The sequence below is a fragment of the Fuerstiella sp. genome (genome assembly GCA_022447225.1).
Classification (GTDB): Bacteria; Planctomycetota; Planctomycetia; order Planctomycetales; family Planctomycetaceae; genus S139-18.
This window is the reverse complement of sequence record JAKVAZ010000002.1, coordinates 108073-121632: the sequence shown is the minus strand read 5'-3', so window position 1 is coordinate 121632 and position 13560 is coordinate 108073. Positions and strand designations below refer to the sequence as shown.

Sequence of the window (13560 nt, the reverse complement as noted above, 5' to 3'; positions counted from 1 at the left end):
CCGATACCCTGGTACCGGACCAGGAGCTCCGACACGTAAAAGGGATCGCAGACGGAAAATTCTGCCAGGCAATTCGGGAATGTAACGGGAAAACATCGCATGTACGGTTTTGTACCTAACAAGAACCAGCAGCCGAGCGGGTTCCGGTCGCACCGAGAGCAGCCAGCGTTCGAAAGAATTCACGACAATTCGATTTCGGTGACATATGACGCCTCCCCGACTAAAATTCCCGCGTTCTATCGGGCGATACGTCTGCCGCCGGTAATGTAACTGAGGATTTCCATGATCTCGTCATGAGTAAACCTGTCCAGCAGCGCTTTGGGCATCATTGAATTCGCAGAAGTAATGATCTCATCTATGTTGTCCCGCCGAATGACGCTGGGATTTGGAGACTCCGGGTTGACCAGAATAGAAATTGAGGATTCGTCCTCGGCAGTAACAATTCCCGACGTTGTCTTACCATCAACTTCAACCACGACTTTGATCGCATACTTCGGATCGATTCGGTAACCGGGTTCCAGGATCTCCCGCAGGATAACGTGGTAATCACCGTGATGGCGTTTGAACACGTCCGTCAGCTCCGGCCCGACGGTTCCGCCTTCACCATTCATTTTATGACAACCCAGACAGGTTGCTTCCCTGAATAACCGGGCGCCGATGTCCGGAGTTCGACCCCGCAGTGAGCTCGGCAGCCCGTCACCCGGAAAGTCTGTCATCTTCCAGGTCCGGACAAAGGATCGGTTGTTGCCCAACGGATCTTTCGGCAGCACAGGATTGCGCTGCCATTCATTCAGGTCGGGAACCACCAGCATCACACCGTACATACGCGTCCAGTGGCGGGGAAACGTACACACATAAGGATACTCACCAGGTTCTGAAGGTGCTCGAAATGTAAGAATCTCCCGACCGCCCGCATTCACCATACCGCTGGCAAACAGCACGTCAGAACTGTCCGGCACATACAGTCTGCCGCCAGGCCCAGGTGTGGTTCCCAGTGCGGCACCCGCCAGAGCAACAGCTCTGAGCTGACCCGGAGCAGTGATGACCAGATTATGAGGCATCAGATCATCGTTTTCGAGAACCACCTGGACCGGGCGCCCGGCTTCAACAGCGAAATATGACCTGTCGTAGCGCATTTCCTCTTCGACTGTTCTCAGACGCACGACACGCACACTCACTTCGCGCAACCGCCTGTGATAGTGTTCCGATTCCGTTACTGATACCCGACTCAGCAATTCGTCAGCCAGCTGCATAGCATCGAGGAATTCGTCCGTGGTCCGCTGTGCAGCGGGAGTCCGTTCCGCATGATCAACAAGTTCGTTCAGGATTTGCTTTGATGTGACCGCATCCCGGACTTCCGCCGGAATTCGCAACAGGCTCCTCACCGCGGCCGTTCGAAACTCTTCAGTATGCACAAATGACGCAAGACGATGAAATGAGTCAGCAGCCTGAACTTCAATCGTTCCCAGTGCCTGAACAGCGTGTGTCCGCACCGCCTGAGACCAACTTGAATCCAGCAGGCTGACGACGCCGTCCCGCAGGCTGTGACGTATTCCGCCGTCAGGGACCAGAGACACAGCCGCCAGCCACGTCAAACGGGATTGCTCATCTCGCTGTGCCTGATTCCACGCCTCATTCGCATGCCCTGTGACAATCAGCCCTGCCTGAGCGGTGGCTCCCAGAATACTGCTGTCTGAAAACCCAGCCGTTTTGAAATCTTCAATATGACCGGCCAGCAGTTCCTCAGGCTGACCGAGCAGCATTGCCGAGATCTGACGACCGACCTGACGCTGGTTCCGATCATGAATGTTCAGTGATCCGAGCGCACTGATCAGCTCGGTTACGATATCCGTACGATTGACAGCTGCAAGAGCCTTAACAGCATCATCACGATTCCTGCGAGTCATGCCGGCCCGCACCAGAATCGCCCGAAACACCGGAGCATACATCGGATCGTCTGCAGCGGTTTCAACCAGCAGCAGTCGAGAGTTGTCCAGCCGTTTCAACTGGTAGTTAATAATTCGCGGACTTTTGTCCAGGAAAATTTTCGGCCGTTTGACCACCACGGCATCATCATGATCATGGTGATGATTCTGTGCCGCAACAATCTGAACAGAAACAATCAGCAGCGCATATTGAATCATGACAGGCATTCAAACCAATATTCATCCCGATAACACGGCTGGCAGTGCGGCAATTCTGATCCTGACAGCATTTCACCATTTGTGTCTGTCATGTGCCGCCCGTATTTACAGACTCTCAAGAATTACTGACTCTCAAGATGCCGCATTGTTTCATCAAGTGTGTACTGAAGATACGAATCGACATCATTTTCCAAAACTCCCAATGCCGTTTCTATCGCATCTTCGCCTTCAAAAAAACTGCATGATCTGACGGCTTCCAGCCGAACTCGAGGATGGTCATCACGAATAAGTTCCCGGATTCGATTCATGGCATCCGGAACGTGCTCCCGCATGTCACACAGAAGACGAGTTGCCGCCACCCGACAGTGATAATCATCGCTGTCCAGTACCGTATTCAGTAAGTCGGTATCGATCACATTGTGTGACTGCAGTACCCAGCTTGCCTCCAGTATCTGATGAGCGTAATTTTTTCCGATAGAGTCGAGGGCCGCCGTCCAGGTTTTTACAGCAGCAACAACAGCCGCAGTCGGGCGTGACGCCAGCTCCCGTCTGGCACGGTAGCGAGTTCGGTTTTCGTATTCCTTCAGCGCATCCAGCAGAACCGCAATAGATTGATCTGCAATAACGGGCGACTGAACCAGATCACGTCCTGTACAGATCACACGCCAGATCCGACCGTGTTGATGATCACGGTTTGGCTCACGCAGATTGTGCTGCAGGTGTCCGATGAGGGCATTATGCCAGTCACAAATATACAATGTTCCGTCAGGCGCAAACTGGATATCGATGGGCCTGAAATTTCCGTCTTCACAAAAGACAAGCGGAGTCTTCTCTGTTCCTTCAAACCCGCTGCCGATCTCTTTCATGGAATGCTGCAGAATAGACCGATCACCAATGACGTTACACAGCAGGAAATCACCCTGATCTTCAGGCTTGAAGTGTCGACTTGACACGATTTCACTGCCGGCAGACGGACGAGTACGCTTTTCGATGAATTTTTGACAAACATCCCGACCACGGAGAGCCGGATCCTTAAAGTTGTTGACCGTATCGTTAAAAGCACCACCGGCGTGCTTGGCAGGGTACACCACCTTACCGCTGATCGGCGTGCCCCAGTAGTTGAAACCGGAAGAGGCATCGGACACAAAGTCCTGTCCCCATCGGTCATATACATGTCCCCATGGATTGGCAAATGGCAACGAAATATGCGTCCTGAAATGATGCGTCCGGGGATTGTAACGCCAGACACCTGCTTCATGCATACGGGTCAAACCGTAAGGGCTTTCGACCTGCGAGTATTTAAAGGTGCCTTCATTGAAATACAGAGATCCCCCGGGCCCCCACTCAAACGCCGCCAGTCCATGATGCGAGTCTGCTGTATCAAAACCCACCAGCCTGCGAATGCGAACATCAGCCACACCGTCGCCATCGGTATCCTGCAGAAACAGAATATCGGGCTGTTGTGCTACAAACGCTCCTCCGTAACCAAGCTCAAATCCGGTTGGCTGGTGTAATCCGTCAGCAAATACCGTGCAGTCATCCGCCCGACCATCGGCATCAACATCCGTCAGAATCAATACCTTGTCTGCAAGTCTGCGTTTCGGCTGCCAGTGCGGATAGGACGGCATGGTGGTCACCCACAGCCGACCGCGGTTGTCAAAGTTCAGTGCAACCGGATTCGCGAGTTCCGGAAAGTCTTCCTCCGAAGCAACCAACTGAATCTCATACCCATCAGCCATCCTGAACAATTTTTTCTGTTCAGCAGCAGGAAGATACTCCAGGGTGCCGAGTTTGCCTTTCTTTCGATTTGGATCATCTTCACCCCCAACATTGGTTCTGACTTTCAGAAACGGAAGTGTGTTCGAGTCGTTGCACTGATCAGACACCGACATCCCCTGGACAACAGACCAGATCCGTTGATCCCGATTCACTGTCATTTGATCCAGGATGGCACGTTCACGTTCCATGACGTCGCGATTGTTGTAGGTACCATCGGTCCCGGCGAGACCCCGTTTGCCGTAAATTGAATAGCCATTCACGGACCGATAGCGATGCCACCAGTGGAAATTCTTATCATCAATTTCTGAACGGAGTGATGCTGCGGGAGGGGTCTCCGTCACAGTCAGTCCAAGCGCTTTCATCAAAAGTGGCGCCAGTGCCTGATACCCTGCCTCGTTCAGGTGACTGCCGTTCAGAGTCAGTTGTTCGTCAGAAGCCTGAAACAGCAGTTTGGAAGGAGTGTAAATGTCGGCGAATGAGACTTCAGACATTTCCGCCACGGACTTCAGAGCATCCGTATATTGCAGCAGCCTGAGGTTGTGCTGATCCGCGTCCGGCAGATTCAAGTTACCGGTGTCTTCACACGCGATCGGAGAAACCAGAACAATTCGCGGGTGATCCGTACCATTGTAGTTCTGTGCCTGGGTTTCCTTCACGAGCCTCGTGATCTGACCTGTAAACTCGTGCAGCCCGTCCTGGCCTGCAAACGATTCATTGAAGCCAAAAAAATACATAACGACACTGGCGCGGCTGTGGGTCAGATGACTGTCCGGATCTCCAAAATCCAGAGACCGAATTCGCTCATAGGCTTCGTCACCTGGGAAACACAAATTTCGGACAGTCAGTTCCAGATCCGGATACGACTGGTGCAGCAGAGCCTCCCAGTAGTTGTGATGCTGCATCCGTTCACCCAGTTCGTTGCCAACCAGACAAATATGATCACCCTTTTTCAGGATCAGTGGAGATGCAATCAGCGGACGGGAAACAGCAGCAGCCATTCCTGTCAGCAGCACAGTAAACAGAACGATTTTCATTGGATAATTCGATCCCGTTTCAACACAAACAAACAGTGTAAGCAATTGATAAACCGAACACCTGAGGCTCGGTCCGATCAGGTCTACTACGGATACCAAGTGTCTCGTACGAAGTCAGAAATTGCCAGCAAATACCAGACATGACTGGTGTTCGCTGCCTGAGGCTCTCCAACGATCGCTCCTGTGAAGCCTTCTTCACAGGAGCTCCGAACCCTCTCATCGAAGTGAGATCGTTTTGAATTCCGATCCGGACGGCTGCCCCGTGCGGAACGCAACAAGGACTTTGTCCGGCTGCTTCAACAGAAAAAAAACGGACTCTTTGAGACGGATTGACCAAAACGGAGATAACGGTGTTGATTCCCTTTACACCCGGGACGGGCAGGATTTACAGCGGAGCCACAATGGACAACCCCGGAATCCGGCGCTGCTGCCGGACTACCAGATATGGTCGTGAATTCTTTGGCGGGATCTACACCAACGCTGAAACAGAATCATCGCAAACAAATCGGGTCAGTGACTGATTCGCCGTCAATTTCAGGTCCGGATCCTGTCGTCCTGCGGATGAATCTGCCGCCTCGCACCACCGATTGCAGCCGATGTGATACCAGGAAAATGATCCCACCCGCCATTTGCGTTGATGACAGGAATCCGACCAAATTCCCCAATCCACAGCGTCATCGTGTCGTGCAGAATTCCGCCGACTGCTCATTCATCTATGAATGTGGCCCATGGCTGATCAACCCACCCATACAGCCGAAGTGTGACGGTCAGATTGTCTGATGTGAGTATCTCAGCCGTTCTGCAGGATCGCAACAAAAAACGAACACCGGTTTCCAAAGGCCGAAGAGCAACCAGACACAGTTGGCCAAATCCATTGTTTCCGTGTGTCTCACGCCTGGTACCCGATTCCTGATGTATCTCCAGGGCACGCGCGAACGGCGTATCAATCAGACACTCGATCTGTCGGATCATCGATTAACATCAAGGGACCGATGCGTCCGGATGCTGCTGCACAAACTCACGCCCAGTTGCTGAAGAAACGGCAGACGGGACTTCCGACCACGCAGGATACTCAGCAGCTCAATTCAAATCCCGTGAGATCAGTCAGGACCTGGTGAATGGGCAGCCGTGTGGCCTGGGACTGCAGTCAAACAACACCTGCAGGTTTCGTCAGCAGACCCACTAAGCCGATCACCACGGCAATTCCATGATGTCCACGATTTGAGCCGCCATTCGTTCGGCAGCCTTTTGCTGGGCAGTTGCCATGGAATGTCCCAGTTCCGGAGCAAAGCTCACGTCCGTTGCACGCTGCGCCAGGTCTTGACTAATGGGAAAGATGCGTTCCTGTAATACACGACCGTTACGACGATCGATCCACGAAATCTGCGCCCCCAGAGTCAGCTGCAACTCACGCGCATCATCAAACCGAGTTTCACTCAGCAGGTCCTTACGGTAATCAACAATTTTTAAGTTGAGAATCGTGTCCGCGACATGTTCTTCTTCGAGGCGGTACACTGTACGGGTACGAATTTCAGCCTGCACAGCTTCCGTCAGCAGATAGTCAAGATTACGACGAAAGGAATCCGTCTGAACAACGGGAACATGTACGGTCCGTACGCCTCGGACCGGCTGCGGCCCGAATGTATAACCACAGCCACTGACCGCAACCATCAGCAGCAGTACCGTACCGGTCTGTCTTCGGTGCGTCATTTTCTGCACCTGTCGGAGTTCCATCAGAGTTGGCCGCTTCCGGCAGTCTCGTCCGCAGTTGCTCCCACAGACTTCACCTGACCATTGAGACGTTCGGCAGGTAACGGTGCCGGTGAGAGGGACTCCAGAATTCTGTCGAATCCCGGCAGAACCTGGAGTTCATTCCGATCCAGAGTAGCCAATTTGTCCCGTGCCATATCGGCGAACTGTGTATTGGGAAACTCATTCATCAATTGCACACATGTCAGTCCCACAGCTCGGTCACTGTTATTTTTCTTTTCATAGTACTGAATACGGTCCCAGATGCGCTGAGCCTTCAGCAAATGTATCTTTTGCAGATCCTTGCGCAGTTGAGCACGCTCGGAAGAACCTGGAAACATTTTCAGGGACTGTGCAGTCAGCCGACCGGCACCTTCCAGCGACGTTCCGTCATAGGAAGGACCCTGGTACGACATCAGCCTCACATGCGACCCAAGCAGAAATGCATCCTTAATATGCGGACTGTCCGGATATTCGTCACGCAGAATGTTGAAATAACGATCTGCCTCAACATAGTCCTCCCGGCGAAGATAATACGAGGCTGTCGCGAACAGGGCATCGTCGGCCAGTGGGCCGGTCGGATCATTCAGCCAGATACCCTTCAGTGCTTTGAGTGCACGGCCCTGTGTGTCAAAGACCGGTCGACTCCTGTCTGCAAAATTGGGCAGAATTCGATATTTGAGGGATGGCGCGGTCGGAACAGGCGGTGCATCGTTTGGATGTTCGTATTCAACTTCGACGGCACTGACAGTTCGAATCCTGCTTCGATTTAAAGGATCTGCCAGATCGAGCCAAACCTGAGCAATCCGATACATCCGTTTCGTTGCCGTCTGAACAAATCGCGTGGACGGATAGTCAACAAACAACTGGTCATAGCCGTCCTGTGCCACCGGATACCGCTCCAGTGCATACCATGACTCGGCCATCCGAAACTGAGCTTCTTCACCGGCAGATGTTCCCTTGTATTTCTCTGCAAGCTTCCCGTACTGCTTTGCGGCGCCCTCATAGTCTCCACTGTCGAACAGTTGCTTTGTTTGCTGAACACTTTGGCGACCTTCTTCACTGAACCTGCTTCCCCGGGCCAGTGCGCTGTTATCCCGATCGTCGCCACTACCGTTCCAAAGATTCCTGACAGCTTTCACCACCGGTGCGGTCGCCGATGCAAAGACCCCGCCTTCTTTCTGACCGGCCATCGTCTGACAACCGACAACCGTCAGGCTCCAGAAACCGACGGCAGCCACCCAAACGAATGACAAAAAACGGCGCTGCCATATACCTCGAGCTCGGAGGATTCGTTTCGCAGCCGATTCCATTCGGCAAACAGGCTTCATGCTCTGGACCGTTCTTCTTTGTGCGTCTGCACATCGTTCAACAGGTCAGACACCATCCAGATAACGCAGCGTCGACGGACGACGTCCCAGGATGCTTGTAATTGTTGACACCGCAAAATGATGACACTCAATAATCTGCTGTTTTGTGAGGCGTAGACGTCCGGACAATTGCGAGTCACCGGAACTCAACTGGCGAAGTGCAGCAACGGACCCGGCTGAAATCGAACGCCCCGAAAACTCCGGTCGTCGACAATCGGCACACAACAGTCCTCCCTGGCTGATCCAGTGAGCGAAATTTTTGGATGACAGCTGACCGGACTGCATGACGGATGACCCACAGACGATGCATTCCGTCAAACTGCCAAGTAGCCCGGAAATTCGCAGTATTCCCAGTTCAAATTCGACAACCGATGTCAGTGAGTGATGTTCGGTCGCCATGAGTTTCGTGAGCGTGTCCGTTGCCAGGTTGTAGATCTCAGGCTCAGGATCATATTCTTCGGTGAGCCCTTCAAGCAGATCAGCCACGTAATAGCCACCGTAAAGGGAGTCGATGTTCGACCCCGGAGGCACAAAACGAGAAACCAATCGGGCCTCGGTGAGGAGGTCCAGGCTGCCGGAGGACTTGCGGATGAAGACTACGCGAGACCTGGAAAGCAGGTCAATACCAGCATCAAAAGGCCCTTTGAGTCTTTTGACACCTTTCGCAAGCACTGAGAATTTTCCGAATTCTTTGCTGAACAGCGTGATAACTCGGCTGGTTTCGCTGAAGTCCGCCTGCCGGATAACCAGAGCCTCTGCTTTTTCCAGTGACACGCAGTTTTCCCCGGCTGGACATCGTCTGACAGTCTGACAAACAGTTCCAAAACCTATTTTGACGTATTTTGAGGTGTTTCTGTCTGATCGGGTGATTCCCGCAATTGTAATCCACCGTGAAAATCAGGAGAACACCGTCCTGGACTCTAGGTGCCTGCCAGGCAGAAGGTCCTGAAGGCTCCAAATGCCTTGCCTGTACAATCTTTACCGCGTTTTGGAACAAACTGCCACATTCTTCTGACCAAAATTCAGACACCGGGCCGGCCTGTTCCGGTAAATCTCGTGGTTGTCATCAATCCCGGTTTCGTTCTCATTACTCTCAAACTGATCAATCGATGATCGTGGACCCTGATCATGCCGGCACGAATTATTGATGGAAAACAAATCTCGTCAGTCGAAAGATCCGCGATTGCCGCTGATGCTGCTGAGTTCTCCGGACAGACCGGAATCATCCCACAACTCGCAGCAGTCCTCGTGGGAGATGATCCTGCGAGTCAGGTTTATGTACGCAATAAAGAACGGGCCTGCCGGAAATGCGGACTGAAAAGCACACTCCACCGGTTGCCGCAGGAAACGACGCAGTCGCAGTTACAGCAGCTTATAGAGCAACTGAATGAGCATGCCGATGTCCACGGAATTCTGGTTCAGCTGCCATTACCCGACCACCTGGATGCTGTCCCCGTATTGGATGCCATACTACCTGCTAAAGATGTAGACGGATTCCATCCGGAGAATGTGGGACTGATGCTGCAGGGCCGGCCGAGATTCCTGCCCTGCACACCTCACGGAATTATAAGAATGCTTGAATATGAACGTGTCGAGACCGCGGGGGCACATGCCGTGATCATCGGGCGGAGCGATATTGTCGGGAAACCGATGGGAGCACTGCTGATTCAGCGCGGTGCTGACGCAACTGTCACGACCTGTCACAGCCGTACGAAAGACATTGCCGCAGTCACCAGTCAGGCAGATATTCTGATTGCTGCAGTGGGCATTCCCGAATTCGTCACGAGCGACATGATCAGGCCGGGGGCGGTGGTAATCGATGTGGGTATTAACCGCGTGAATGATCTTCTGGTCGGCGACGTCCAGTTTGAATCGGCCTCAAAAACGGCATCAGCGATTACTCCGGTTCCTGGTGGAGTTGGGCCAATGACCATCGCCATGCTGCTGCGAAATACGCTGACGGCAGCCCGCCAGCAGACCCGCTGACACCATACGGCAGCAGTTGAATCTGTCACCAGTTTCATTGATTTACCACCAAGATAAGTGAACCGGAACACCGGTCAGGCTGAACAGCACAGCCACCGGGCTGAGTATGGGCGGTCTTTTGGATGTAAAATCACTAATTCGGATGACGCATCGGCACGGATTCCTGCAAACAAACTGTGCCGAATCTACTGCTGAAAAGAAGTCCGGTCGGAGCGTCAACAGTTCCGCTTTAACGAATATTGTCGGTCGGAGCGTCCAATTTCTCCGCAGCACAGGTTCGGTCCCATCGGGACAGCGAACACCTTCACCGACAAGGATCAAAGCGTGAAGCTGGATTTGGTACAGTCGGCGGACCTGTTTTTTCCCAATTCGTCCGAATCAACTGACACATCCGCGATCAGCATCAGATCGGACTGACACTAAACAGTTCCTGCCTGTCAGCACGCCCGTTTGCTGCCGTTTCGCCTGCCGGGAATCCTGTGATTTGAATTTGCGTCACAAATCCACCCCCCGGAGACTCGAATCCGCTTCCCTGGCGCGATGCCGGCTGTGCTGGCTGGAAAATTGATTCGACAATTCTAGTATGTCAGAGTGGCTGTGAAATCTACAGCAGTCGTTGTCGTGCGACAGCTGCACCTCATGCAGGAGGTGCTGATCGCACGATACAGAGTTACTCAGAATCGATCTGAGTATTTTAAACACACTCCATTGATCATCAGAAAGAGCCACCGTGGACCTGAGTACTGTGGCAGCCAGTCACCGTGAAGCACTTGACCAGCACACAAGAGAAACCGTTCAATGGCATTTCGGTGAAGATACCGGCAGCGAGTTCTGGCTGAAAAAGAAGCAAGAATTCGATTTTGACCCGCTCACAGATGTGAACAGTTTCCAGGATCTCAGGAAATTTCCGCTGTTCGAGGATGACTGGCTGCGCGGCGGACCAATGCGTCGCTGGTTACCTCAGCCGCTTCAGGACAAACCTATCTATGTGTTTGAGACCGGCGGAACAACCGGCATACCCAAATCCCGAGTGGTCGTGGAAGATCACTGGACGGACTACGAAATTTTTAGCGATACCATTCCCGACGAATCCTTTCCACGCGGAGCCAACTGGCTCATGCTTGGTCCGTCCGGCCCTCGGCGTTTGAGACTCTCCGTTGAACATCTTGCTCAGCATCGCGGCGGCATTTGCTTTTGTGTGGACCTGGATCCGCGATGGGTCGTCAAGCTGCTGAAGAAGGGAAAGGTTGCGGAAGCTCAGGAATACAGCAGCCACGTAATTGATCAGGCAATGGCTGTCCTGGGAGCAGACAATGACATCCAGTGTATGTTCACCACACCGAAGCTTCTGGAAGCTTTGGCAATGAGATTACTGGATGAAGGCAGCAGTATTGAAGAAGCGGGCATCACAGGCATCTTCTGCGGCGGAACAGAATTTACTCCGCAGTGGTATCGCTTTGCCTGCGAAGAGCTGCTTGGCCCCAATGTGTACATCACTCCGACATACGGAAACACATTGATGGGACTCGCCTGCGGAAAACCGTTTGACCCGGCTGACAACTATAAGATCACGTATTACGCTCCACAGCCCCGGGCAGTTGTGGAGGTGGTTGATTTTGACGACCACACCAAAGTGGTCGACTATGGTCAGACAGGCCGTGTGAAGCTGTATACCATGACCAAAGAGCTGTTTGTTCCAGGTTTTCTGGAGCGAGATGAAGGTGAACGTGAAGAACCGCACGAAAAATACCCGTGGGATGGAGTCAGCGGAGTACGGCCGTACCACATATTTGCCAAAACAACGACTGTCGGCGTGTACTGAGCCGACAGTCCGGAAGAAACGTCTGTCTTCGCCGGCCTCCCAGATCGCCACAAACAGGGTCACCTGACAATCGGTCACTGAAACACGCCGTCGCACAATCCACATACCAGAGAAAACTGAACATGATCGAAATTCCCGTCATCCGCTGGGGTAAGCCGTATGAAAGCATGCAGCAAATGGACGTCGTCCATTTTGAAACCGGTGAGACCCTCGCCAAAGTGCATGAAGCCAACGGCGGCATCATCAAAATGGATATGCGGAAGTCACGTCAGGCGCGTGAAATACTGCGTTCGTTTTCGGTGAATGATTTGGTCCGAATGTGCGAAGCGGCTGCAGAATTCTATGTTGAAGCAGACCTCCCGCTGGGAAACGGAACTCAGTCGCCGGACGAGTTCTGCACTATGCAGTCGGCAACTACCGGACTGCCGGAGCACATGTGTCGATTCAATATGACGAAAAACGCATTTGTCCTTAAAAACATGGGACAAATCCTCGATGCCCTGACTCGAGGTCTGCCGTTAGACATTCTGACGCAGGGATACGGTGTAGAAGATCGCGGCGTCATGGTCAGCTACCAGGCAAACTGCAACGCCTCGGGCTGGGTACTGCCGTCCAACAGTCCCGGTGTACACACACTTTGGTTACCAGTGATTCCACTGCAGATCGGACTCGTAATGAAACCCGGACCGGCGGAACCATGGACACCCTATCGAATGTATGAAGCGTTCGCACAAGCCGGCGTTCCTCGAGAGGCCTTTTGCCTTTATCCGGGTGGTCAGGACAAAGGGGCAGAGCTTGGTGGTGCGGTTCTTGAATCCTGCGAACGATCGGTCATTTTTGGCGGTACTGCGACTATCGAACAGTATCACGGAAACCCCCGGGTTCAGGCTCACGGCCCTGGCTTCTCCAAAATCGTACTGGGTGATGACAAAGTAGACGAATGGGAAAAATATCTCGATTTAATGTTCGACAGCATTTATGTGAACAGCGGTCGCAGCTGTATCAGCTGCTCCGGCATCTGGGTGTCGCGGCATGCGGACAAAATTGCTGAGGCACTCGCACAGCGACTCGGCCCTATCGCCCCCAGACCAATGAATGATCCCGAATCCGGGCTTGCAGCGTTCACACTGCCGGGTGCAGCTGCAGCCATGAACAGCCAGATTGATGAGGGCTGTGAGTCCCCGTCCGTTACGGAAGTCACTTCTCAGTACCGTGATGGTGATCGACTGGTGTGCAGTGAACGCTGCGATTTTCTTCGACCAACCCTGCTGCATGTAAGTGATCCGGATGATCCAATGGCGAACACGGAATATATGTTTCCGTTCGCATCCGTGGTCGAATGTCCTCAGGAGCAGTTTTTGAAAAAGTGCGGTTACACTCTCGTCTGTTCCGCGATTACAGAAGATGAATCGTTCATGGACGAACTGCTCGATGCCAGAAATGTGGATCGGTTAAATATCGGGGAAGTAAAAACACTCCAGCTCAACTGGCTCCAGCCGCACGAAGGTAACATCATTGACTTCCTCTATCGAAGTCGCGCATTTCAGAACAGCCCGCCCCCTGCACACTGAGACAACCGCCGCGCGACTCTCTGGTCAGCGAACGGCCCCTGCTGATTGTTCTGTCTGACAGCAGGACATTCGCGGTGCCCGCTCGTTTTGTGTTGATTCTCACCG

The 13560-nt window shown here is 52.9% G+C and carries 10 protein-coding genes; 4 read left to right on the top strand and 6 right to left on the bottom strand.

What is annotated here, in order from left to right; all coding sequences use genetic code 11:
- Positions 1-236 precede the first annotated feature (236 nt).
- Together MK110_02700 and MK110_02695 are read right to left on the bottom strand one after the other, a co-directional pair.
- Positions 237-2153: a plastocyanin/azurin family copper-binding protein gene (locus MK110_02700; GenBank protein ID MCH2210183.1), complete on the bottom strand. Its 1917-nt coding sequence runs from the start codon at positions 2151-2153 to the stop codon at positions 237-239.
- Between the two features lie 113 nt (positions 2154-2266).
- A complete protein-coding gene (locus MK110_02695) occupies positions 2267-4957 on the bottom strand; it encodes a GDSL-type esterase/lipase family protein (GenBank protein ID MCH2210182.1) in 2691 nt (896 codons plus the stop codon).
- A gap of 350 nt (positions 4958-5307) precedes the next feature.
- On the opposite strand from MK110_02695, the gene MK110_02690 reads away from it, so the two are divergent.
- The gene (locus MK110_02690) at positions 5308-5478 is read left to right on the top strand and encodes a hypothetical protein (GenBank protein ID MCH2210181.1); all 171 of its coding nucleotides are present in this window, start codon (positions 5308-5310) and stop codon (positions 5476-5478) included.
- A gap of 184 nt (positions 5479-5662) precedes the next feature.
- Here MK110_02690 and MK110_02685 read toward each other — a convergent pair whose 3' ends face one another.
- The 4 genes from MK110_02685 to recO form a co-directional block, all read right to left on the bottom strand.
- Entirely contained in the window at positions 5663-5929 is a 267-nt protein-coding gene (locus MK110_02685) for a hypothetical protein (protein ID MCH2210180.1), read from the bottom strand.
- Positions 5930-6148: 219 nt separating this feature from the next.
- Positions 6149-6667, bottom strand: coding sequence for an LPS assembly lipoprotein LptE (gene lptE / locus MK110_02680; protein MCH2210179.1), 519 nt, complete (start codon positions 6665-6667; stop codon positions 6149-6151).
- A 23-nt stretch (positions 6668-6690) separates the two neighbouring features.
- Entirely contained in the window at positions 6691-8037 is a 1347-nt protein-coding gene (locus tag MK110_02675) for a tetratricopeptide repeat protein (GenBank protein ID MCH2210178.1), read from the bottom strand.
- A 45-nt stretch (positions 8038-8082) separates the two neighbouring features.
- Positions 8083-8850 carry a DNA repair protein RecO gene (gene recO / locus MK110_02670; protein ID MCH2210177.1) on the bottom strand — a complete coding sequence of 256 codons (768 nt, stop codon included), beginning with the start codon at positions 8848-8850 and terminating at the stop codon, positions 8083-8085.
- A gap of 354 nt (positions 8851-9204) precedes the next feature.
- Here recO and folD point away from each other — a divergent pair, with 354 nt between their 5' ends.
- The 3 genes from folD to MK110_02655 all read left to right on the top strand — a co-directional run bounded on the left by folD (position 9205) and on the right by MK110_02655 (position 13455).
- Complete coding sequence (gene folD, locus MK110_02665; GenBank protein ID MCH2210176.1) at positions 9205-10062, top strand: bifunctional methylenetetrahydrofolate dehydrogenase/methenyltetrahydrofolate cyclohydrolase FolD; 858 nt, start codon at positions 9205-9207, stop codon at positions 10060-10062.
- A 730-nt stretch (positions 10063-10792) separates the two neighbouring features.
- Positions 10793-11884 carry a hypothetical protein gene (locus MK110_02660; GenBank protein ID MCH2210175.1) on the top strand — a complete coding sequence of 364 codons (1092 nt, stop codon included), beginning with the start codon at positions 10793-10795 and terminating at the stop codon, positions 11882-11884.
- A 122-nt stretch (positions 11885-12006) separates the two neighbouring features.
- Positions 12007-13455, top strand: coding sequence for an aldehyde dehydrogenase family protein (locus tag MK110_02655; GenBank protein ID MCH2210174.1), 1449 nt, complete (start codon positions 12007-12009; stop codon positions 13453-13455).
- The last annotated feature ends 105 nt before the right edge of the window (positions 13456-13560 follow it).